Here is a 21,065-nt window from a genome sequence, read left to right as displayed (position 1 = left end):
TGGCTTGCTAGATTCGCTTTATCACTTATTGAAGACGAAACCGCATGATCACTTGGCAACTTACCCCTTTTTCAGATTTAACCACCAACCAGCTTTATCAACTTCTCAAGCTCAGAGTTAACGTATTTGTTGTTGAACAAACCTGCCCTTACCCTGAGCTTGATGACAAAGACCACCAAGCGGGTGTCCACCACCTATTGGGTTACCAAGGTGAAGAATTGATAGCCTGCGCTCGATTACTGCCAAGTGGTATCAGCTACCCATCGGTTAGTATTGGTCGTGTAGCAACCGCAGAAGCTAAACGTGGCGGCGGACTTGGTCATCAACTACTCCAACAAGCATTGCAAGGATGTGAATTGTTATGGCCAGGTGAGAGCATCGAAATTGGTGCACAAGAGCATCTTGCTAGCTTCTACGAAAAACATGGTTTCGTTCAAACGTCAGCAATGTACCTTGAAGACGACATACCGCATATCGATATGAGATTGGATAAGTAACACGATGCGTTCGGCTACCTACTCTGCAATCCTACTATTAGTATTCGGTAACTTAGCGGCGTCGCTATCCGACGTAGCAGTAAAGTTGCTTCATGGGGAGGTGTCGGCGTTTCAATATATTTTTATTCGCCAGTTGTTATCGACATTGGTTATTGCGCCATTTTGGTGGCGACAGAGCAAACAACAACGCGCACTGACACATCCAAAAATAAACCTATTGCGCGCCCACCTGATCATCATCGGCAGCGGCTGCATGGTTGTCGCGATTACCCATCTAACATTAGCCACGGCCAACGCCGTATTCTATGCTGCACCATTGGTGATGTTGCCGCTATCAGCGTTATTACTCAAAGAAAAACCAAGCGTGCGTCGAGTAGGTGCAACCCTATTTGGCTTTGTTGGTGTGATGGTCGTATTAAGACCGACTGAGTTTCACTGGGCTGCCATGTTTGCATTAGGCACAACGCTGACCTTAGCCTTATTTAACATTACGGCACGTAAGCTACCAGCAAGCCAAAGCGTCATTAGCACACTGTTTTGGACATCTCTGCTTTCTTTGCCGGTGTCGGTGTTATTAGCCACGCTCCATTGGGCGCCAATATCACTCAATCAGATCCTACTTATCTTAACCAGCGCAGGACTGATACTGGCCTACAACGGGCTGGCAGTAATGGCCTATCGACGCGCTCCGGCGAATAACATTGCAGTGGCGGAAAATTCGGGATTAGTCTTTGTCGCGCTGTTTGGCATAGCGTGGTTTAACGAAGTGCCTAACTGGCTGACAACATTAGGGATAGTAATGATCATACTCCCCCTAATGCCTTGGAAGGGACTGCTCGATGGTCTAAAACATCGTGGCGGCTATTTACTACGGCCAAAGCCACCATCAGATAAGCGGAAAAACATCACAGACTGATTGTTCTTCTCTAACTGTAAAATATCAAGTTGGCCGCTCTCTTCGAGCTTAAATCGCACCAACTGGCCTTGCTTGATTCGGCTAAGAGGTTTATCGGAACCTTCGACCTTAACCAGTGCATTCAAGTCTGACATCGCTAAGCCATTATTGCGGAAAACCTGAGCCAGCGTATCACCACTTTTTACTTCATACTCTTTCCAAGCATCTGAAGCTAACGACTGTTGCTCGGCACTTTTTTGTTCGCTTAAGCTGCGAGTATTGATATTCACTTCAACTCGTTGAGATGGCGTAGTGGCAGTTTCCTCTTGTTGCTGAGGCTCCGGTAAAGGAATAACAAGCAATATCAGCAACAGAGGAACTAACACCATCAATGCACGCTGGTGTAGTTTTGGCAGCACATTCCATTTAGTCAGTACTTGCTGTTTAATCTGTTGCCAATCAATCGAGCTGAACTTTTCTTTCGCTAGCTCTAGGTAATCCACTTGTTGCTTCTTTTTCTTTCTGCGATTCATCGCACCTTCTCTCCAAACGGGCTGCGCTACCAGTATAAAAAATCAAGACCTTATGAGTATAGGAATTTTCACACGAGCAGGTCATTACTCGCCAAAAATTGACAAATAGCATGCTGAAAGTCGATCTAAATCTCACATTACAGCTAGCCGCCGCGTATCAACCCACTGACGTTTCCTCACGCGGCTATTACTGGTATCCTTTACCCTTTATACACCATATAAAGAGAGACACCATGTCTGAAGTTAAATTTGAGACTGTAGAGCAGAAAGCAAGCTACGGTATCGGTCTACAAATGGGTCAGCAACTAGCTGGTTCTGGTCTTGAAGGTCTAAACGTTGACGCTATCGCTGCAGGTATCGCAACAGCACTAGTTGGTGAACAGCCAGCGATCGAGATCGACGAAATCAACAACGCACTACAAGAGCTACACACTCGCGTAGAAGCAGCACGTCAAGAAGCAGCTAAAGCAGCTGCAGCTGACGGCGAAGTGTTCCTAACAGATAACGCTCTACGTCCAGAAGTGACTGTACTTGAGTCTGGTCTTCAGTACGAAATCATCACTGAAGGTACTGGTGAGATCCCAACTTCTGACAAGCAAGTACGTGTTCACTACCACGGTGAGCTAACAGACGGTACTGTATTCGACAGCTCTGTATCTCGCGGTCAACCTGCTGAGTTCCCAGTGACTGGCGTAATCAAAGGTTGGGTTGAAGCTCTTCAACTAATGCCTGTAGGTTCTAAGTGGAAACTATACATCCCTCAAGACCTAGCATACGGTGAGCGTGGCGCAGGTGCAGCTATCCCTCCATTTGCTGCTCTAGTATTCGAAGTAGAGCTACTAGACATTCTTTAATCGATAACGATTAAGCATATTTAAAACGGCGATACCTAGGTATCGCCGTTTTTATTTATAGAATTAACACACCCATAGCATTTCACGCGCCATTAGGTATATGATGCGGAATGACGTTAAACAAAATTATAAGGAAATGATATGAAAAAGCGCGTCGTAGTCACTGCTGCACTGGTTCTTGCTCTAGTAGGGTGTCAGTCAACAAGTGATCAATCACAAACAGAAGCGACTTCTACCAATTCAGCATACAGTTCACTTGCAACAGCAGCGCTCACCGGAGCGATTAGTGCTTGGGGGCAACAAGGTGCTGCTGATACCGATCTTGCAGGGCAAATCCAGCAAGCAACCAATGTCACTTCAGACCAAGCAATTGGTGGTGTGGGTTCTCTGTTAGCACTGGCACAAAACTCTTTAGGCTCAAGTCAGAATCAAGAGCTCGGTTCGTTGATCCCAGGGTACGATGTTCTTGAAAGCACTGGCTTATCAAAAATGATCACTGACAGCGGTGCAGTAGACAGTGCATTCTCAGCATTGGGCATGGACCCAGCGCTAGTGAGCTCATTTACGCCTTTAATCATCAATGCTCTTCAGGCTCAAGGTGCCAGCAGCGGGCTGACTTCAGCTTTAGCAGGGATTTGGCAGTAAGAATAACTGGTGGGTTTATTGAGAAGAGGTCGATAAGCATATCGGCCTTTTTTAATGGCAGAGTCGAATTGCAGATACAAAAAAAGCCGAGCTAATGCTCGGCTTTTTTTGTTCTTACGAACCTGATTACTCAGCAGCTTCTTCAGCAGCTGGGCGATCTACAAGCTCAATGTAAGCCATTGGAGCTTTATCACCAGTACGGAAACCAGCTTTTAGGATACGAGTGTAACCGCCCTGACGAGCAGCAAAACGTGGACCTAGTTCGTTAAACAGTTTTGCAACTACTTCGTTGTCACGAGTACGTGCAAATGCTAGACGACGGTTAGCAACGCTGTCAGTCTTAGCTAGTGTAATCAAAGGCTCAACTACGCGACGTAGCTCTTTTGCTTTTGGCAGTGTAGTCTTGATAACTTCATGACGTACTAGAGAGCTAGCCATGTTGCTAAACATCGCTTTACGATGTGAGCTGTTGCGGTTGAGTTGACGACCACTCTTACGATGGCGCATGACCTAATCCTTCTAACTTTATCGATTAATCTTCAGCGATAGACGCTGGTGGCCAGTTTTCTAGGCGCATGCCCAGAGACAGACCACGTGATGCAAGTACGTCTTTAATCTCAGTAAGAGATTTTTTACCAAGGTTAGGCGTTTTAAGTAGCTCAACCTCAGTACGCTGTACAAGATCACCGATGTAGTGAATCGCTTCTGCTTTCAAACAGTTAGCAGAGCGAACTGTTAGTTCAAGATCGTCTACAGGACGCAGTAGGATCGGATCGAATTCTGGCTTCTCTTCCTTCTCCTCAGGTACACGTACATCACGAAGATCTACGAACGCATCCAATTGTTCAGCTAGGATAGTAGCTGCACGACGGATTGCTTCCTCAGGGTCTAGAGTACCGTTCGTTTCCATATCGATAACAAGCTTGTCTAAGTCTGTACGCTGCTCTACACGAGCTGCTTCAACAGAATAAGCAATCTTGTCTACTGGGCTGTACGTAGCGTCAACCAGTAGGCGGCCAATTGGACGCTCATCTTCTTCAGTATGGATACGAGCCGAAGCTGGAACATAACCACGACCACGTTCAACCTTGATACGCATAGCGATCTCAGCGTTGTCATCCGTTAGGTGACAAATAACGTGTTCAGGGTTAGCGATCTCTACATCACCATCATGGGTGATGTCACCTGCAACCACAGGGCCCGAGCCTGATTTGTTCAAAGTAATGAACACTTCATCTTTGCCTTCGGCAACGCGTACAGCTAGACCTTTAAGGTTTAGTAGGATTTCAAGAATATCTTCCTGAACGCCTTCTTTAGTGCTGTACTCATGAAGTACGCCTTCAATTTCTACTTCTGTTACAGCACAACCTGGCATAGAAGATAGAAGAATACGGCGAAGTGCATTACCAAGAGTATGGCCAAAACCACGCTCTAATGGCTCAAGAGTTACTTTTGCGTGAGTCGTGCTAACTTGTTCGATGTCAACAAGACGTGGCTTAAGAAATTCTGTTACAGAACCCTGCATTGTGTCCTCTCTTTAGTTTAAACCTTACTTAGAGTAAAGCTCGACGATCAATTGTTCGTTGATGTCAGCAGATAGATCTGAACGCTCAGGCATACGCTTGAACGTAGCTTCCATCTTACCAGCATCTACTTCAATCCAAGTTGGTTTTTCACGTTGTTCAGCAACTTCTAGAGCCGCTTTAATACGAGATTGCTGTTTAGCTTTCTCGCGGATAGAAACAACGTCATTAGCCGCAACTTTGAAAGAAGGAATGTTTACAACTTTACCGTTAACTAGGATAGCTTTGTGGCTAACTAGCTGACGTGCTTCTGCGCGAGTTGCGCCAAAGCCCATGCGGTAAACTACGTTATCAAGACGACCTTCAAGAAGCTGAAGTAGGTTTTCACCTGTGTTGCCTTTAAGACGTGCAGCTTCTTTGTAGTAGTTACGGAATTGTTTTTCTAGAACGCCGTACATACGACGAACTTTTTGCTTCTCACGAAGCTGAACGCCATACTCAGATAGACGACCGCGACGAGCGCCGTGTACACCTGGTGCGTTATCAATTTTACACTTGGTATCGATCGCGCGTACACCAGACTTAAGGAATAAGTCAGTACCTTCGCGACGGCTAAGCTTCAGCTTAGGACCCAAATATCTTGCCATGATCTTTCTCCAGTAATCTAAAAAACGTTATACGCGACGTTTCTTAGGTGGACGACAACCGTTATGAGGGATTGGTGTAGCATCAACGATGTTTGTGATGCGGAAACCAGCAGCGTTCAGTGCGCGAACAGTAGATTCACGACCTGGACCTGGACCCTTAACCATAACTTCCAAGTTCTTTAGACCGTACTCTTTAGCCATTTCAGCACAACGCTCAGCAGCAACCTGTGCAGCGAACGGAGTAGACTTACGAGAGCCACGGAAACCTGAACCACCTGCAGTAGCCCAAGCTAGTGCGTTACCTTGACGGTCAGTAATGGTTACGATTGTGTTATTGAAAGAAGCATGGATGTGCGCAACACCGTCTGCAACTTGTTTGCGAGCGCGTTTACGCGCGCGAGTTGGTTGTTTAGCCATTGTACTCTACCTTCCCGATTATTTCTTGATCGGCTTACGCGGACCCTTACGGGTGCGAGCATTGGTTTTAGTACGCTGTCCACGTAGTGGTAGACTGCGACGATGACGAAGACCACGGTAACAGCCAAGGTCCATAAGACGCTTGATGTTCATTGATACTTCACGACGTAGATCACCCTCTACAGTGTATTTAGCTACACCATCACGCAGTTGATCGATCTGTTCTTCAGATAGTTCACTGATCTTAACATCTTCAGCAATACCCACTTCAGCTAGGATAGCTTGAGAGCGAGTTTTACCGATGCCGTAGATTGACGTTAGTGCAATCACAGCATGTTTTTGATCAGGAATGTTAATGCCTGCTATACGGGCCATTATTCACTCCTAGTGTTTCATAAAAGAATTAGCCGCAGCAAAGCCCGTTATGGATACGCTGCGGGATACTACTTCTTTTGCACGCAAAAGGTAGGCCGAGGAATATACTCGACACTACCTTATATTTCAAGTAAAAATTTCTGCTAATTAGCCTTGGCGCTGCTTGTGCTTTGGCTCACTGCAAATCACGCGAACGACACCGTTACGCTTGATAACTTTACAGTTACGGCAGATTTTTTTAACGGAAGCACGAACTTTCATTGCTAAACTCCGTAAATGAAATCTGAGTCTACCGCCGAATTAACGGCCATAGCCTTTCAGATTTGCTTTCTTCAACACAGAATCATACTGTTGAGACATCAGATGAGTCTGTACCTGTGCCATAAAGTCCATGATAACAACAACTACGATTAGTAGTGATGTACCGCCGAAGTAGAAACGTACGTTCCACGCGACCATCATAAACTCTGGAATCAGACAGATAAAGGTAATGTAAAGCGCACCAGCAAGGGTTAAACGCGTCATTACTTTATCAATGTACTTAGCTGTCTGTTCACCTGGGCGGATGCCGGGTACGAATGCACCGGACTTCTTCAAGTTATCTGCTGTTTCACGCGGGTTGAAAACCAACGCCGTGTAGAAGAAACAGAAGAAAATAATCGCTGCTGCATAAAGCATTACATACAGAGGTTGACCTGGGCTAAGAGCCAAAGACACGTCAGTTAACCAACCGAACGCGCTGCTCTCACCGTTCTGACCGAACCACTGAGCCAGTGTTCCTGGGAACAGGATAATGCTTGAAGCAAAGATTGCTGGAATAACACCTGCCATATTAATTTTAAGTGGCAAGTGAGTGCTTTGCGCAGCAAATACCTTACGACCTTGTTGACGCTTCGCGTAGTTTACAACGATTCGACGCTGACCACGCTCCATGAAAACAACGAAGTAGATAACTGCAAAAGCTAGTACAGCAATCAACAGCAGAAGAAGTACATGCAATTCACCTTGACGCGCTTGCTCGATTGTTTGACCGATTGCAGAAGGCAATCCAGCAACAATACCTGCAAAGATTAGTAACGAAATACCGTTACCAATTCCACGCTCTGTAATTTGTTCACCTAACCACATTAGGAACATGGTACCGGTTACTAAACTTACGGTCGCAATTAGCGTAAACATGGTTTGGTTGATAACAACCAGATTATCGACCATGTTTGGTAGGCCTGTTGCGATACCAATAGCTTGGAATGTTGCAAGTACAAGCGTGCCGTAGCGTGTATATTGGCTGATCTTACGACGGCCTGCTTCACCCTCTTTTTTGAGTTCAGCTAACGCTGGATGAACTACAGTTAGCAGTTGGACAACAATAGATGCCGAAATATACGGCATGATGCCCAACGCTAATATAGATGCACGCTCAAGAGCACCACCGGAGAACATGTTAAACATTTCAACGATGGTACCTTTTTGCTGTTCGAACAAATCGGCAAGTACAGCAGCGTCAATACCAGGGATCGGCACAAAAGAGCCTGCTCGGAATACTAAAAGTGCACCAATTACGAATAATAAGCGCGACTTTAGTTCACTTAAGCCGCTCTGAGCACTACGAAAATCTTGACCTGGTTTCTTAGCCATCTGTACCTCGTTCCTCGAGATTATTCCTCGATTTTACCGCCTGCAGCTTCGATTGCAGCTTTAGCGCCTTTAGTCACACGTAGACCTTTAACAGTCACTGCTTTGTTAATTTCACCAGATAGAACAACTTTTACAAATTCGATGTTCTTAGTGATAACGTTAGCAGCTTTAAGGCTGTTTAGATCTACTACGTCACCAGTTACTTTCGCTAGCTCAGCTAGACGAACTTCAGCAGACACTAGGCTCTTACGAGAAGTGAAACCGAATTTTGGTAGACGTTGTTTTAGAGGCATCTGACCGCCTTCAAAACCTGGACGAACTGAACCGCCAGAACGTGACTTTTGACCTTTGTGGCCACGGCCACCAGTCTTACCTAGGCCAGAACCAATACCGCGACCTACGCGCTTAGCAGTAGTCTTAGCACCAGCAGCTGGTGATAGAGTATTCAAACGCATTCTGATTACTCCTCAACTTTAACCATGTAGTAAACCTTGTTGATCATACCGCGAACGCACGGAGTATCTTCAAGTTCTACTGTGTGGTTGATTTTACGAAGGCCTAGACCTTTAAGACACGCTTTGTGCTTAGGTAGACGACCAATTGAGCTTTTAGTTTGAGTTACTTTAATAGTTGCCATGGTGTTCTTACTCCGAAATAGATTCAACAGTTAGACCACGTTTAGCAGCAACCATTTCTGGTGACTTCATGCTACCTAGTGCATCGATCGTTGCACGAACGATGTTGATAGGGTTCGTAGAACCGTATGCTTTAGATAGTACGTTGTGTACACCAGCAACTTCTAGTACTGCACGCATAGCGCCGCCAGCGATAACACCAGTACCTTCAGCAGCAGGCTGCATGTAAACTTTAGAGCCCGAATGGCGACCTTTCACCGGGTGGTGAAGAGTGCCTTCGTTAAGCGCGATCGTAGTCATGTTACGACGTGCTTTTTCCATTGCTTTTTGAATCGCTGCAGGTACTTCACGAGCTTTGCCGTAACCGAAACCTACGCGACCGTTACCGTCACCAACTACTGTTAGTGCAGTGAAGCTCATGATTCGACCACCTTTAACCGTCTTAGATACACGGTTAACTGCGATTAGCTTTTCTTGCAAATCATTCGCTTGAACTTGTTGTTCTTTAGCCATCTTCCAACCCTACCTTAGAATTTCAGACCAGCTTCGCGAGCAGATTCTGCTAGCGCCGCTACTCGACCGTGGTATTGGAAACCAGAACGATCAAATGCAACTGAAGCTACGCCTTTTTCAAGAGCGCGCTCAGCAACAGCTTTACCTACTGCTTTAGCTGCATCGATGTTACCAGTGTTCTTAACTTGCTCACGGATCGCTTTTTCTACAGTAGAAGCTGCTGCGATAACCTCAGAGCCGTTAGCTGCAATCACCTGTGCGTACACGTGACGAGGAGTACGGTGTACTACTAGGCGAGTTGCACCCAGTTCTGCAATCTTACGACGTGCACGTGTAGCACGACGGATGCGAGATGCTTTCTTATCCATAGTGTTACCTTACTTCTTCTTAGCTTCTTTAGTACGCACATTTTCATCTGCGTAACGAACACCTTTACCTTTGTAAGGCTCAGGCTCACGGTAAGAACGAATGTCAGCCGCAACCTGACCAACAAGTTGTTTGTCACAACCAGTGATCACGATTTCAGTTTGGCTAGGACATTCTGCTTTGATACCCGCTGGCAGCTCGTGCTCAACTGGGTGTGAGAAGCCAAGTGTTAGGCCTACAGCGTTGCCTTTAATAGCAGCACGGTAACCAACACCTTTTAGAGTTAGCTTCTTAGTAAAGCCTTCAGTAACACCAACAACCATGTTGTTAACTAGAGCGCGAGCAGTACCTGCTTGTGCCCATGCATTAACAACACCTTCGCGTGGACCGAAAGTAAGATTGCTTTCTTCCTGAGCTACAACTACTGCGTTGTTAAGAACGCGAGTTAGTTCGCCTTTAGCACCTTTTACAGTGATTTCTTGGCCGTTTAGTTTCACCTCTACGCCAGCTGGAATAGCGACAGGTGCTTTAGCAACACGAGACATAGTCTACTCCTTATTAAGCTACGTAAGCGATGATTTCACCACCAAGACCTGCTTTACGTGCAGCGCGGTCTGACATAAGACCCTTGGAAGTTGAAACGATAGCAACACCAAGACCACCCATTACAGAAGGAAGATCATCTTTCTTCTTGTAAACACGTAGACCTGGACGAGAAACACGTTTAAGTTGCTCGATTACTGGTTTAGCTTGGAAGTACTTAAGAGTAACTTCAAGCTCAGGTTTAACTTCGCCTTCAACAGCGAAATCAACGATGTAACCTTCAGCTTTTAGTAGTGCAGCAATTGCAACTTTAAGCTTTGAAGAAGGCATTTTAACAGCAACTTTGTTTGCTGCCTGACCGTTACGAACGCGGGTCAGCATATCCGAAATCGGATCTTGCATGCTCATATGATTTACTCCAAATGATTAAGTGGCAATTACCAGCTAGCCTTACGAAGTCCAGGAATCTCGCCTTTCATGCAAGCTTCGCGAACTTTGATACGGCTTAGACCGAACTTACGTAGGTAACCGTGTGGACGACCAGTTTGGTTGCAACGGTTGCGCTGACGTGATGCACTTGAATCACGTGGAAGAGATTGCAGTGTAAGAACTGCGTTCCAACGATCTTCTTCAGATGCGTTTACATCGCTGATGATAGCTTTAAGCGCAGCACGCTTTTCAGCGAACTTAGCTACTAGCTTCGCACGTTTTGCTTCACGTGCTTTCATTGAATTTTTAGCCATAACAGTAACCCTTCACCTTACTTACGGAATGGGAAGTTAAAGGCAGCCAGCAGAGCTCGGCCTTCCTCATCAGTACCAGCAGACGTCGTAATAGTGATGTCTAGACCGCGTACTTTATCAACTTTATCAAAGTCGATTTCCGGGAAGATGATTTGCTCGCGAACGCCCATGCTGTAGTTACCGCGTCCGTCAAAAGACTTAGCGCTAACGCCACGGAAGTCACGTACTCGTGGAAGAGCGATGTTAATCAAACGCTCAAGAAAATCCCACATACGTTCGCCACGCAAGGTTACTTTACAACCGATAGGGTAGCCTTCGCGGATTTTGAAACCTGCAACAGATTTACGCGCTTTAGTGATAAGTGGCTTTTGACCAGAGATCGTTGCCATATCAGCAGCTGCGTTTTCTAGCAGTTTCTTATCGTTGATTGCTTCACCAACACCCATGTTAAGGGTGATTTTCTCGATTCTAGGGACTTGCATGACGCTTGTGTAGCTAAACTGTTTGGTCAGTTCAGCGACTACAGACGACTTGTAGTAATCATGCAGTTTCGCCATAGTAGAACTCCAAATTACTTCTATTAGTTAGAAACGATTTCGTTGTTAGACTTAAAGAAACGTACTTTCTTACCATCTTCAAAACGGAAACCGATACGGTCAGCTTTACCAGTAGCTGCGTTAAAGATTGCAACGTTAGAAGCATCAATTGCTGCTTCTTGTTCAACGATGCCACCTTGTTGACCTAGAGCCGGAACCGGCTTTTGGTGCTTCTTAACAAGGTTGATACCTTCAACGATAACTTTACCGGTTGCTAGAACCTTAGTTACTTTACCTTTCTTGCCTTTGTCTTTACCAGCAAGAACGATTACTTCGTCATTACGACGGATTTTAGCTGCCATTTCTACGTGCTCCTTACAGAACTTCTGGAGCCAGTGAAACGATCTTCATGAACTTATCGCCACGAAGTTCGCGTGTCACAGGACCAAAGATACGTGTACCGATTGGTTGCTCAGTGTTGTCGTTCAACAATACGCAAGCGTTTCGGTCGAAGCGAATGACAGAACCGTCAGGACGACGTACGCCTTTACGGGTGCGCACTACCACCGCCTTCAGAACGTCACCTTTCTTAACTTTACCGCGAGGAATTGCTTCCTTAACAGTAACTTTGATAACGTCACCGATATGTGCATAACGGCGGTGAGAGCCACCCAGAACCTTAATACACATTACGCTGCGTGCGCCTGAGTTATCAGCTGCGTCCAGCATACTTTGCATTTGGATCATGTTAGTGCTCCGCTAAATATAAAAAAAACTAGACCCTCTCGGGTCGGGCTGCCTCTTTAAAAGGGACGCGAATTGTACCACCCTTTTTTAAGATTGGGTAGTCAAAAAATAAACGGCTCCAAAAATATTTTTGGAGCCGTTTAATTTCATAGAATTAGCTAAGATTAACCTTTAGCTTTTTCTAGAACTTTTACCAAAGTCCAAGACTTAGTCTTAGACATTGGACGACACTCTGCGATTTCAACGCTGTCGCCTAGGCCACATTCGTTGTTCTCGTCATGTGCGTGTACTTTAGTCGTGCGCTTTACGTATTTACCGTAAATTGGGTGTTTAACCATGCGCTCGATAGCAACTACGATAGACTTGTCCATCTTGTCGCTAACAACACGACCTTGTTGAGTACGTTTTACTTCGCTCATTATGCGCCTGCCTTCTCAGTCAAAACAGTTTTCACACGTGCGATATCACGGCGTACAGCTTTCAGAGTATGAGTTTGCTGTAGTTGACCAGTCGCAGCCTGCATGCGCAGGTTGAACTGTTCACGTAGCAAATTCAATAGCTCAGCGTTAAGCTCTTCAACGCTTTTCTCGCGTAGATCTTGTGCTTTCATCACATCACCTGCTTAGTTACAAATGTAGTTTTGAATGGCAGTTTACGAGCCGCTAGGCGGAACGCTTCACGTGCCAATTCTTCAGGTACACCACCCATTTCGTACATAACCTTACCAGGTTGGATTTGGGCTACCCAGTACTCAACGTTACCTTTACCCTTACCCTGACGAACTTCAAGTGGTTTTTCTGTGATAGGCTTATCTGGGAACACACGGATCCAGATTTTACCTTGACGCTTAACGTGACGTGTCATTGCACGACGTGCCGCTTCGATTTGACGAGCAGTTAGACGACCACGGCCAGTAGCTTTAAGACCGAATTCGCCGAAGCTTACATCAGTACCTTTAGCTAGACCACGGTTACGACCAGTCTGAACCTTACGGAACTTAGTACGTTTAGGTTGTAGCATCTGTCGACTCCTTACTTACGGCCTTTGCGCTGCTTCTTAGGCTTATCGCCTTTAGGCTCTACAGCGTTAGCTGCTGGCATACCGCCTAGAATCTCACCTTTGAAGATCCAAACTTTAATGCCGATCACACCGTATTGAGTGTGAGCCGAAGAAGTTGCGTAATCAATGTCAGCACGTAGAGTGTGTAGAGGTACACGACCTTCACGGTACCACTCTGAACGTGCAATTTCAGCGCCGCCTAGACGACCACTTACTTCTACTTTGATGCCTTTAGCGCCTAGACGCATAGCGTTTTGTACCGCGCGCTTCATAGCACGACGGAACATAACACGACGCTCTAGCTGAGACGCGATGCTATCACCAACAAGCTGTGCATCTAGCTCAGGCTTACGTACTTCAGCGATGTTAATCTGCGCTGGTACACCTGCGATTTTAGCTACAGCTGTGCGTAGTTTTTCTACGTCTTCACCTTTCTTACCGATTACTACGCCTGGACGAGCAGTGTGAATAGTCACACGGATGCTCTTAGCAGGACGCTCGATAACGATGCGTGAAAGTGATGCTTTTTTCAGTTCACTTGTAAGGAACTGACGTACCTTGAAGTCGCCGTCTAGGTTGTCAGCGAAATCTTTGGTGTTAGCAAACCATGTAGCATTCCAAGGCTTAACGATGCCTAGACGAATACCATTTGGATGTACTTTTTGACCCATTGCTTACTCTCCTAGTCTCTTAGCGATCTGCAACAACAACAGTGATGTGGCTAGAACGCTTCAAGATACGATCCGCACGACCTTTAGCACGAGGCATAATACGCTTCATGATCGGGCCTTCATCTACGAAGATTTTTGCGACATTTAGATCGTCGATATCTGCGCCTTCGTTGTGCTCCGCGTTAGCGATAGCTGACTCAAGAACTTTCTTGATCAGTTCAGCAGCTTTTTTGTTGCTGAAAGTCAGGATTTCTAGAGCCTGGTCTACAGATTTACCACGAATTTGATCCGCAACTAAGCGAGCTTTCTGAGGCGAAATGCGAGCAAAGTTATGTTTAGCTAGTGCTTCCATTATCTACTCCTTAACGCTTCTTCGCTTTCTTATCCACGACATGGCCGCGGTAAGTACGAGTTGGTGCGAATTCACCCAGTTTGTGACCGATCATTTCTTCGGTAACGAAAACTGGTACGTGCTGACGACCATTATGGACAGCGATGGTCAAACCAATCATTGATGGGATGATCATTGAACGACGGGACCAAGTCTTAATAGGCTTTTTGTCTCCGCTTTCCACCGCTTTCTCTACCTTCTTCAGCAAGTGTAGGTCAATAAATGGACCTTTCTTGAGAGAACGTGGCATGGCGATTCCTCTTTATATAGATTACTTGTTACGACGACGTACGATGTACTTGTCAGTGCGTTTGTTCTTACGAGTCTTGAAGCCTTTAGTTGGCTGACCCCATGGTGAAACTGGGTGACGACCACCAGATGTACGGCCTTCACCACCACCGTGTGGGTGGTCTACTGGGTTCATTACCACACCGCGAACGGTTGGACGAACACCGCGCCAGCGGTTAGCACCAGCTTTACCAAGTTCACGTAGCATGTGCTCAGAGTTACCAACTTCACCGATTGTTGCACGGCCTTCAGAAAGTACTTTGCGCATTTCGCCAGAACGTAGACGGATAGTTACGTATGCACCGTCGCGAGCAACGATTTGAGCATATGCACCAGCCGAACGAGCTAGCTGACCACCTTTACCAGGTTTTAGTTCAACGTTGTGTACAGTTGAACCTACTGGGATGTTACGCATTGGTAGAGTGTTACCAGCTTTGATTGGTGCATCAACACCTGACTGGATAGCATCACCTGCGTTAACACCTTTAGGTGCTAGGATGTAACGACGCTCACCGTCTGCGTACAGAACTAGAGCGATGTTAGCGCTACGGTTTGGATCGTATTCAAGACGCTCAACTTTCGCTGGGATACCGTCTTTAGTACGTTTGAAGTCAATTACACGGTAGTGGTGCTTGTGACCACCGCCGATGTGACGTACTGTGATACGACCGTTGTTGTTACGACCACCATTCTTAGAGTTTTTCTCTAGAAGAGGTGCGTATGGCTTGCCCTTGTGTAGGTCAGCGTTAACAACTTTAACAACGTGACGACGACCAGGGGAAGTCGGCTTACATTTAACAATAGCCATTCTTAACTACTCCTGTTATTCCGCGCCGCCAACGAAGTCAAGATCTTGACCTTCTTTCAGAGTAACGTACGCTTTCTTAACGTCGCTGCGGCGACCTTGGCGTAGACCCTGACGTTTGGTCTTACCCTTAGTAATAAGAGTATTTACAGACTTAACTTCAACTTCAAATAGCTTTTCTACAGCTGCTTTGATCTCTTTTTTAGTTGCATCTTTAGCTACTTTGAAAACGATAGTGTTCGCTTTCTCAGCTGCCATAGTTGCTTTTTCAGAGATGTGCGGTGCACGTAGAACTTTTAGGATACGCTCTTCAGTGATCATGCTAGCATCTCCTCTACTTGTTTAACTGCATCAGCAGTAATTACAACTTTGTCAAACGCAATTAGAGAAACTGGATCAATACCAGCTACGTCACGTGCGTCAACTTTGTATAGGTTACGAGCAGCTAAGAATAGGTTCTCATCTACTTCGCTAGTCACGATTAAAGCGTCAGTTAGCTCAAGCTCTTTAAGCTTAGCAACTAGTTCTTTAGTCTTTGGTGCTTCTACTGAGAAGTTATCAACAACGATTAGACGCTCTTGACGAACTAGCTCAGAAAGAATGCTCTTCATAGCACCACGGTACATTTTTTTGTTTACTTTTTGGCTGTGATCTTGTGGCTTCGCAGCAAAAGTAACACCACCTGTACGCCAGATTGGGCTACGGATTGTACCAGCGCGCGCACGGCCAGTACCTTTTTGACGCCATGGCTTAGCGCCACCGCCAGAAACTTCTGAACGTGTTTTCTGAGCACGAGTACCTTGACGAGCACCTGCTGCAAACGCAACAACTACTTGGTGTACAAGAGCTTCGTTAAACTCACGTCCGAAAGTAGTTTCGGAAACAGTTAGTGCATCAGCACCTTTAACCATTAGTTCCATTACTTACTCCTGAGACGTTATGCTTTAATAGCTGGTTTAACGATCACGTTACCGCCAGTTGCGCCTGGGACTGCACCTTTAATAAGAAGCAGATTGCGCTCAGCGTCAACACGTACGATCTCTAGGTTTTGAGTCGTTACACGCTCAGCACCCATGTGACCTGCCATTTTCTTGCCTTTAAATACGCGACCTGGAGTTTGACATTGGCCAATAGAACCAGGAGCACGGTGAGACAATGAGTTACCGTGAGTCATATCTTGAGTACGGAAGTTCCAACGCTTAACAGCGCCTTGGAAGCCTTTACCCTTAGATGTACCAGTAACGTCTACTTTCTTAGTATCGTTGAATAGTTCAACTGTTAGCTCAGCGCCAACTGCGAACTCTTCACCGTTTTCCAAACGGAATTCCCAAAGACCACGACCTGCTTCAACACCAGCTTTAGCAAAGTGACCTGCTTCTGGCTTAGATACGCGGTTAGCTTTCTTAGCACCAGTAGTTACCTGGATTGCTGCGTAGCCGTCTGTATCAAGTGTTTTAACTTGAGAAACACGGTTAGCTTCAACCTCAACAACAGTTACTGGGATAGAAACGCCTTCTTCAGTAAATACGCGGGTCATGCCCACTTTACGACCGATTAGACCAATCATTCTTCTAATCTCCCTTAACCTAGGCTAATTTGAACGTCAACGCCCGCAGCAAGGTCTAGACGCATTAGAGCATCAACAGTTTTGTCTGTTGGCTCAACGATGTCGATTAGACGCTTGTGAGTACGAATTTCGTACTGGTCACGTGCTTTCTTGTTAACGTGTGGAGAGATAAGAACTGTGAAACGCTCTTTACGAGTAGGTAGTGGGATTGGACCACGAACCTGTGCGCCAGTGCGCTTAGCTGTTTCAACGATTTCCGCTGTAGAAGCATCGATTAGTTTGTAATCGAAAGCTTTTAGGCGGATACGGATACGTTGGTTCTGCATGAGACAGAGCTCCAATATTAAAAATTACACAAACAATATCGCCACTCAGACTCGTTAAGACGAGAGAATGTACGATTGATTTATGTGAAACCGTAACTTCCAAGATTAGGAAGTATTGTCAGTTAATTTTCGATCAACTACCCCTACATACCAGAATCACGTCTGGGGATAGTTATTCCGAAGAATAAGTAGCTAATTGTATTAACCGCGAACATAAGCTGAGTCTACATTACCTAATAAATCCTTAGATTTATTAGCTCCTCTTCGCTCATTGGTTCACAACTGGATTAACCAGTGGGCTGCATTATACAGATCACAGTTTCACATGCAAGTGCTGTTTGAAAATTAATCGCGTAAGGTGGAAGAAAGGTATGAGTGTGTTGAGGCTCTGTTAAAGCGAGTCGAAATCTTTGTGAGATTCCCTACTCCCTCATTCTTCGGTCTATGGAATGACAGGCTAATACCTTTCATCGAGGATAAGCGCCCGTTACAGCTACCCACCCCGCTACCAACACACTCTTTTTCGTAGAATGAAGTCCGCTCTCGCCTTTAAAAAAACAAAAAGCGCAGACTGAACTCCAGTCTGCGCTTATAGATAAGGTTAGCGAGCAATTATACTAGACGCTGACGTACCGCTTCAAACAAACATACTCCAGATGCCACCGAGACATTTAAGCTTGATACGCTACCTGCCATAGGGATCTTGATTAGGTCATCACACGTTTCACGCGTTAGACGACGCATACCGTCACCTTCTGCGCCCATAACAATTGCCAACGGACCCGTCAGTTTAGCTTGGTAGATATCATGAGTCGCTTCACCCGCTGTACCCACAAACCAAACACCCTGCTCCTGCAGCGCGCGCATAGTACGAGCTAAGTTTGTGACTCGTACTAGTGGTACAGTCTCAGCTGCGCCACAGGCAACTTTACTTACTGTCGCGGTAATGTTTGCTGACTTGTCTTTCGGTACGATAACCGCAGCCACACCAGCTGCATCCGCATTACGTAGACACGCGCCTAGGTTATGTGGGTCAGTCACGCCATCAAGCACAAGCAACAGCGGCGCTTCATGCTTAGCCAGAATGTCATCGAGATCATTCTCGTTCAGCTGCTTGGCTGGCTTAACGCGAGCCATAATACCTTGGTGGTTGGCACCACGCGCTTTGTCATCCAGTGTCTTACGCGTCATCTGTTGAATAGAGACACCACACACTTGCAGATCATTTAGAATCGGCATTAGACGGTCATCTTGACGCCCTTTTAATACAAATGCTTCGATAAAGCGCTCTGGTTCACGCTCTAGTACCGCTTTTACTGCGTGAATACCGTAGATAAATTCGTTACTCATTTAAAAACCTGTTGGGTTAAATTCTTTACTGCGCCGGTTTATTGGTACGCTTGGTTTTCTTTGGCTTGCTGCCTGGCTTTTTCTTACGAGCCTTAGTCACTTTAGGCTTTTTAGCCGGACCTTTTGACTCTGACTTTTCAGGTCGTTTAGTCGGCTCTACCTCTGGGCTCGCTTTGGTATCTCTACCCTTAGTTGCAGCACGCTTTTTCTCTTTGGCTTTTCTCTTCGCCTCTGCCGCTCGTTTCTTGGCGGTCTTCCCTTCGCCGCGTAGCTTACGACTTGTTTCGACTAATTCAAAGTCAATTTGGCGATCATCAAGGTTTACCGCCAGTACTTTCACTTTAACCGCATCACCTAAACGGTAGATAGCACCAAAGCTTTCTCCGATAAGTCTTTGACCAATTGGGTCAAATTGATAGTAATCGTTGGCTAGCGCTGAAATATGCACCAAACCATCAATATGCAAATCACTTAGTCGTACAAAGAAACCAAAACCAGTGACATTGGCGATCACGCCATCCAGCTCTTCACCAACATGGTCCTGCATGTATTCACACTTAAGCCAGTCTGATACTTCACGGGTGGCATCGTCAGCGCGGCGTTCAGTCATAGAACACTGCTCACCGTAGAAATCCATATCATCAAACGAGTAATGGTAGCCACCAGTTGGTGTCCAGCGATCTTTCAGCGTGCCATTTTCTTTCGCAATAAGGTATTTGATTGCACGGTGCAGCAATAAGTCAGGGTAGCGGCGAATTGGTGAGGTAAAGTGCGCATAGCGCTTCAATGCTAGACCAAAGTGGCCACAGTTATCGGCGTTGTATACCGCCTGCTTCATCGAACGAAGCAGCATAGTTTGAATTAGCTCTTTATCTTGGCGCTCAGCAATCAACTTAACCAGATCGGCATAATCTGTTGGTGATGGCTCCAAGCCACCATTTAAGTGCAGACCCAGCTCACCAAGAAAATCGCGGAAACCTTGTAGACGAAGCTCACCCGGTGATTCGTGAATACGGTATAGCGCCGCCTCTTTCGCTTTCTCTACTAAAGACGCAGAAGCGATGTTGGCCAGAATCATACACTCTTCTATCAGCTTGTGAGCATCATTACGAATCACAGGCTCAATACTGTCGATTTTACGTTCCGCATTGAAGATAAACTTAGTTTCAACTGTCTCGAACTCAATCGCGCCACGATTATCACGAGCATGCTTGAGCACTTTGTACATTTTATGCAGCTCTTCTAGATGAGGAACAACTGGCTCGTAACGAGTACGCAACTCTTCATTCCCTTCAAGAATGTCGTGTACTTTGTTGTAGGTTAGACGAGCATGCGAGTTCATCACCGCTTCATAGTGCTTGTAACCCGATAGCTTACCCGTTTCCGAGATAGTCATCTCACACACCATACATAGTCGGTCAACCTGCGGGTTAAGTGAACATAAGCCATTTGATAGCACTTCTGGCAGCATAGGCACGACTTGCGATGGGAAGTAAACCGAGTTACCACGGTTAATCGCTTCTTTATCTAAGGCTGAATCTGGGCGAACGTAATAACTTACATCGGCAATCGCAACCCATAGACGCCAGCCGCCACCTTTCTTCTTCTCACAGTAAACGGCATCATCGAAGTCACGGGCGTCTTCGCCATCGATAGTCACCAGCGGCAAGTCACGCAGATCAACACGACCGACTTTCGCCTCTTCTGGTACTTCTTCACCTAGGCCTTCAATCTGTTTGTCGACCGCCTCTGGCCATTCATGTGGGATCTGGTGAGTGCGAATCGCAATCTGTGTTTCCATACCCGGCGCCATGTTTTCGCCAAGCACTTCAACCACTTTACCCATCATGCCACGTGAGCGCGAACCTCGGTCGGTAATCTCAATCACCACCACATTACCCATACGAGCTCCTGCGCGTAGCTCATTTGGGATTAAAATATCTTGGCTGATACGTGAATCATCAGGTACTACATACGAGTAACCGTACTCCAAGAAGAAGCGACCGACGATTTGAGTTTGACGCTCTTCTAAAACGCGCACCAATCTCCCTTCCTTACGGCCACGTTTTGAGTTATCAGTTGGCTGCACCAGCACATAGTCACCATGGATGATGTTTTTCATCTGGTGATGCGGTAGTACGATGTCATTATCTTTGCCGACACTTCCTTCTGGACGTACCCAGCCATGGCCATCTTTATGACCAATCACATAGCCTTTCACCATTTCGAGTTTTTCAGGCAATGCGTAACACTGGCGACGAGTAAACACGAGCTGACCATCACGCTCCATAGCACGAAGCCTACGACGCAGTCCTTCGTAGTGATCCTCTCCTGAAAGCTTCAGCGCTTCAAACAGGTCATTGCGGTTCATCGGAACCCCTGCTTGGCTTAAGAATTCAAGAATGTACTCTCGGCTAGGGATCGGATTTTCATAATTTTCCGATTCACGAGCTGCAAATGGGTCATTATGGGTATTGTCTGACATAGGCGCGCCTAATTAAGAA

The 21,065-nt window shown here is 46.1% G+C and carries 35 protein-coding genes; 4 read left to right on the top strand and 31 right to left on the bottom strand.

Features of this window, described 5'->3' with window-relative positions; all coding sequences use genetic code 11:
- The first annotated feature begins 44 nt into the window (after positions 1 to 44).
- Both ACHUFZ_RS12935 and ACHUFZ_RS12930 read left to right on the top strand, forming a co-directional pair.
- The gene (locus ACHUFZ_RS12935; protein ID WP_394127482.1) at positions 45 to 497 is read left to right on the top strand and encodes a GNAT family N-acetyltransferase; all 453 of its coding nucleotides are present in this window, start codon (positions 45 to 47) and stop codon (positions 495 to 497) included.
- A 4-nt stretch (positions 498 to 501) separates the two neighbouring features.
- Positions 502 to 1,413, top strand: a complete 912-nt coding sequence (locus tag ACHUFZ_RS12930) for a DMT family transporter (RefSeq protein ID WP_394127481.1) — start codon at positions 502 to 504, stop codon at positions 1,411 to 1,413.
- Here the strand turns inward: ACHUFZ_RS12930 and ACHUFZ_RS12925 are convergent.
- Positions 1,359 to 1,925, bottom strand: coding sequence for a LysM-like peptidoglycan-binding domain-containing protein (locus ACHUFZ_RS12925; protein ID WP_394127480.1), 567 nt, complete (start codon positions 1,923 to 1,925; stop codon positions 1,359 to 1,361). The genes ACHUFZ_RS12930 and ACHUFZ_RS12925 overlap by 55 nt on opposite strands.
- Positions 1,926 to 2,158: 233 nt before the next feature.
- Between ACHUFZ_RS12925 and ACHUFZ_RS12920 the strand changes: the two genes are divergently transcribed.
- Positions 2,159 to 2,779 carry an FKBP-type peptidyl-prolyl cis-trans isomerase gene (locus tag ACHUFZ_RS12920; RefSeq protein ID WP_394127479.1) on the top strand — a complete coding sequence of 207 codons (621 nt, stop codon included), beginning with the start codon at positions 2,159 to 2,161 and terminating at the stop codon, positions 2,777 to 2,779.
- A gap of 141 nt (positions 2,780 to 2,920) precedes the next feature.
- A complete protein-coding gene (locus tag ACHUFZ_RS12915; RefSeq protein WP_394127478.1) occupies positions 2,921 to 3,424 on the top strand; it encodes a DUF2780 domain-containing protein in 504 nt (167 codons plus the stop codon).
- A gap of 126 nt (positions 3,425 to 3,550) precedes the next feature.
- Here the strand turns inward: ACHUFZ_RS12915 and rplQ are convergent, their stop codons facing one another.
- The 30 genes from rplQ to rnr all read right to left on the bottom strand — a co-directional run bounded on the left by rplQ (position 3,551) and on the right by rnr (position 21,046).
- On the bottom strand, positions 3,551 to 3,931 hold the full coding sequence (rplQ, locus tag ACHUFZ_RS12910; RefSeq protein WP_004410405.1) for a 50S ribosomal protein L17: 381 nt from the start codon (positions 3,929 to 3,931) through the stop codon (positions 3,551 to 3,553).
- Positions 3,932 to 3,956: 25 nt separating this feature from the next.
- On the bottom strand, positions 3,957 to 4,949 hold the full coding sequence (locus ACHUFZ_RS12905; protein ID WP_004410407.1) for a DNA-directed RNA polymerase subunit alpha: 993 nt from the start codon (positions 4,947 to 4,949) through the stop codon (positions 3,957 to 3,959).
- A 24-nt stretch (positions 4,950 to 4,973) separates the two neighbouring features.
- A complete protein-coding gene (rpsD, locus tag ACHUFZ_RS12900) occupies positions 4,974 to 5,594 on the bottom strand; it encodes a 30S ribosomal protein S4 (protein ID WP_004410410.1) in 621 nt (206 codons plus the stop codon).
- Between the two features lie 27 nt (positions 5,595 to 5,621).
- A complete protein-coding gene (gene rpsK / locus ACHUFZ_RS12895; RefSeq protein ID WP_126575281.1) occupies positions 5,622 to 6,011 on the bottom strand; it encodes a 30S ribosomal protein S11 in 390 nt (129 codons plus the stop codon).
- Between the two features lie 18 nt (positions 6,012 to 6,029).
- Entirely contained in the window at positions 6,030 to 6,386 is a 357-nt protein-coding gene (rpsM, locus tag ACHUFZ_RS12890) for a 30S ribosomal protein S13 (RefSeq protein ID WP_004410414.1), read from the bottom strand.
- Positions 6,387 to 6,533: 147 nt separating this feature from the next.
- Complete coding sequence (gene rpmJ / locus ACHUFZ_RS12885; protein ID WP_000868186.1) at positions 6,534 to 6,647, bottom strand: 50S ribosomal protein L36; 114 nt, start codon at positions 6,645 to 6,647, stop codon at positions 6,534 to 6,536.
- A gap of 39 nt (positions 6,648 to 6,686) precedes the next feature.
- Positions 6,687 to 8,021, bottom strand: coding sequence for a preprotein translocase subunit SecY (gene secY, locus ACHUFZ_RS12880; RefSeq protein ID WP_004410423.1), 1,335 nt, complete (start codon positions 8,019 to 8,021; stop codon positions 6,687 to 6,689).
- 20 nt (positions 8,022 to 8,041) lie between these two features.
- Positions 8,042 to 8,476: a 50S ribosomal protein L15 gene (gene rplO / locus ACHUFZ_RS12875; RefSeq protein ID WP_004410426.1), complete on the bottom strand. Its 435-nt coding sequence runs from the start codon at positions 8,474 to 8,476 to the stop codon at positions 8,042 to 8,044.
- A gap of 5 nt (positions 8,477 to 8,481) precedes the next feature.
- A complete protein-coding gene (rpmD, locus tag ACHUFZ_RS12870) occupies positions 8,482 to 8,658 on the bottom strand; it encodes a 50S ribosomal protein L30 (RefSeq protein WP_004410429.1) in 177 nt (58 codons plus the stop codon).
- Between the two features lie 7 nt (positions 8,659 to 8,665).
- Positions 8,666 to 9,169 (bottom strand): 30S ribosomal protein S5, encoded by a 504-nt coding sequence (rpsE, locus tag ACHUFZ_RS12865; RefSeq protein ID WP_004745894.1) that lies wholly within the window; start codon positions 9,167 to 9,169, stop codon positions 8,666 to 8,668.
- Between the two features lie 14 nt (positions 9,170 to 9,183).
- A complete protein-coding gene (rplR, locus tag ACHUFZ_RS12860) occupies positions 9,184 to 9,537 on the bottom strand; it encodes a 50S ribosomal protein L18 (RefSeq protein ID WP_008072351.1) in 354 nt (117 codons plus the stop codon).
- A gap of 9 nt (positions 9,538 to 9,546) precedes the next feature.
- Positions 9,547 to 10,080, bottom strand: coding sequence for a 50S ribosomal protein L6 (gene rplF, locus ACHUFZ_RS12855; protein ID WP_134834290.1), 534 nt, complete (start codon positions 10,078 to 10,080; stop codon positions 9,547 to 9,549).
- A gap of 13 nt (positions 10,081 to 10,093) precedes the next feature.
- Positions 10,094 to 10,486, bottom strand: a complete 393-nt coding sequence (rpsH, locus tag ACHUFZ_RS12850; protein WP_126575278.1) for a 30S ribosomal protein S8 — start codon at positions 10,484 to 10,486, stop codon at positions 10,094 to 10,096.
- A gap of 29 nt (positions 10,487 to 10,515) precedes the next feature.
- Complete coding sequence (gene rpsN, locus ACHUFZ_RS12845; protein ID WP_004410442.1) at positions 10,516 to 10,821, bottom strand: 30S ribosomal protein S14; 306 nt, start codon at positions 10,819 to 10,821, stop codon at positions 10,516 to 10,518.
- A 17-nt stretch (positions 10,822 to 10,838) separates the two neighbouring features.
- Positions 10,839 to 11,378 (bottom strand): 50S ribosomal protein L5, encoded by a 540-nt coding sequence (gene rplE, locus ACHUFZ_RS12840; protein ID WP_004410443.1) that lies wholly within the window; start codon positions 11,376 to 11,378, stop codon positions 10,839 to 10,841.
- 23 nt (positions 11,379 to 11,401) lie between these two features.
- A complete protein-coding gene (gene rplX / locus ACHUFZ_RS12835) occupies positions 11,402 to 11,719 on the bottom strand; it encodes a 50S ribosomal protein L24 (RefSeq protein WP_004745885.1) in 318 nt (105 codons plus the stop codon).
- Between the two features lie 13 nt (positions 11,720 to 11,732).
- On the bottom strand, positions 11,733 to 12,104 hold the full coding sequence (rplN, locus tag ACHUFZ_RS12830) for a 50S ribosomal protein L14 (protein WP_004410450.1): 372 nt from the start codon (positions 12,102 to 12,104) through the stop codon (positions 11,733 to 11,735).
- A gap of 164 nt (positions 12,105 to 12,268) precedes the next feature.
- A complete protein-coding gene (gene rpsQ, locus ACHUFZ_RS12825) occupies positions 12,269 to 12,523 on the bottom strand; it encodes a 30S ribosomal protein S17 (RefSeq protein WP_008072333.1) in 255 nt (84 codons plus the stop codon).
- The gene (rpmC, locus tag ACHUFZ_RS12820) at positions 12,523 to 12,714 is read right to left on the bottom strand and encodes a 50S ribosomal protein L29 (protein ID WP_004410456.1); all 192 of its coding nucleotides are present in this window, start codon (positions 12,712 to 12,714) and stop codon (positions 12,523 to 12,525) included. Before rpmC ends, rpsQ begins: the two co-directional genes overlap by 1 nt.
- On the bottom strand, positions 12,714 to 13,124 hold the full coding sequence (gene rplP / locus ACHUFZ_RS12815; protein WP_004410459.1) for a 50S ribosomal protein L16: 411 nt from the start codon (positions 13,122 to 13,124) through the stop codon (positions 12,714 to 12,716). The genes rpmC and rplP overlap by 1 nt, the downstream gene beginning before the upstream one ends.
- 11 nt (positions 13,125 to 13,135) lie before the next feature.
- Positions 13,136 to 13,834: a 30S ribosomal protein S3 gene (gene rpsC, locus ACHUFZ_RS12810; RefSeq protein WP_004745879.1), complete on the bottom strand. Its 699-nt coding sequence runs from the start codon at positions 13,832 to 13,834 to the stop codon at positions 13,136 to 13,138.
- A 19-nt stretch (positions 13,835 to 13,853) separates the two neighbouring features.
- Entirely contained in the window at positions 13,854 to 14,186 is a 333-nt protein-coding gene (gene rplV, locus ACHUFZ_RS12805; RefSeq protein ID WP_004410462.1) for a 50S ribosomal protein L22, read from the bottom strand.
- A gap of 10 nt (positions 14,187 to 14,196) precedes the next feature.
- Positions 14,197 to 14,475 (bottom strand): 30S ribosomal protein S19, encoded by a 279-nt coding sequence (gene rpsS / locus ACHUFZ_RS12800; protein ID WP_004410465.1) that lies wholly within the window; start codon positions 14,473 to 14,475, stop codon positions 14,197 to 14,199.
- 21 nt (positions 14,476 to 14,496) lie between these two features.
- On the bottom strand, positions 14,497 to 15,321 hold the full coding sequence (gene rplB, locus ACHUFZ_RS12795) for a 50S ribosomal protein L2 (RefSeq protein ID WP_004410474.1): 825 nt from the start codon (positions 15,319 to 15,321) through the stop codon (positions 14,497 to 14,499).
- A gap of 15 nt (positions 15,322 to 15,336) precedes the next feature.
- A complete protein-coding gene (gene rplW / locus ACHUFZ_RS12790) occupies positions 15,337 to 15,639 on the bottom strand; it encodes a 50S ribosomal protein L23 (protein WP_004398471.1) in 303 nt (100 codons plus the stop codon).
- Positions 15,636 to 16,238, bottom strand: a complete 603-nt coding sequence (gene rplD, locus ACHUFZ_RS12785) for a 50S ribosomal protein L4 (protein ID WP_004410477.1) — start codon at positions 16,236 to 16,238, stop codon at positions 15,636 to 15,638. Before rplD ends, rplW begins: the two co-directional genes overlap by 4 nt.
- A 17-nt stretch (positions 16,239 to 16,255) precedes the next feature.
- Positions 16,256 to 16,885 carry a 50S ribosomal protein L3 gene (gene rplC, locus ACHUFZ_RS12780; protein ID WP_134834289.1) on the bottom strand — a complete coding sequence of 210 codons (630 nt, stop codon included), beginning with the start codon at positions 16,883 to 16,885 and terminating at the stop codon, positions 16,256 to 16,258.
- Between the two features lie 14 nt (positions 16,886 to 16,899).
- Positions 16,900 to 17,211 (bottom strand): 30S ribosomal protein S10, encoded by a 312-nt coding sequence (gene rpsJ / locus ACHUFZ_RS12775; protein ID WP_004410492.1) that lies wholly within the window; start codon positions 17,209 to 17,211, stop codon positions 16,900 to 16,902.
- A gap of 612 nt (positions 17,212 to 17,823) precedes the next feature.
- Positions 17,824 to 18,561, bottom strand: coding sequence for a 23S rRNA (guanosine(2251)-2'-O)-methyltransferase RlmB (rlmB, locus tag ACHUFZ_RS12770; RefSeq protein WP_394127477.1), 738 nt, complete (start codon positions 18,559 to 18,561; stop codon positions 17,824 to 17,826).
- Between the two features lie 25 nt (positions 18,562 to 18,586).
- Positions 18,587 to 21,046, bottom strand: a complete 2,460-nt coding sequence (gene rnr, locus ACHUFZ_RS12765) for a ribonuclease R (protein WP_394127476.1) — start codon at positions 21,044 to 21,046, stop codon at positions 18,587 to 18,589.
- Positions 21,047 to 21,065 lie beyond the last annotated feature (19 nt).

The sequence above is a fragment of the Vibrio hepatarius genome (genome assembly GCF_043642085.1).
Classification (GTDB): Bacteria; Pseudomonadota; Gammaproteobacteria; order Enterobacterales; family Vibrionaceae; genus Vibrio; species Vibrio hepatarius_C.
This window is presented reverse-complemented; position numbering and strand designations above follow the sequence as displayed.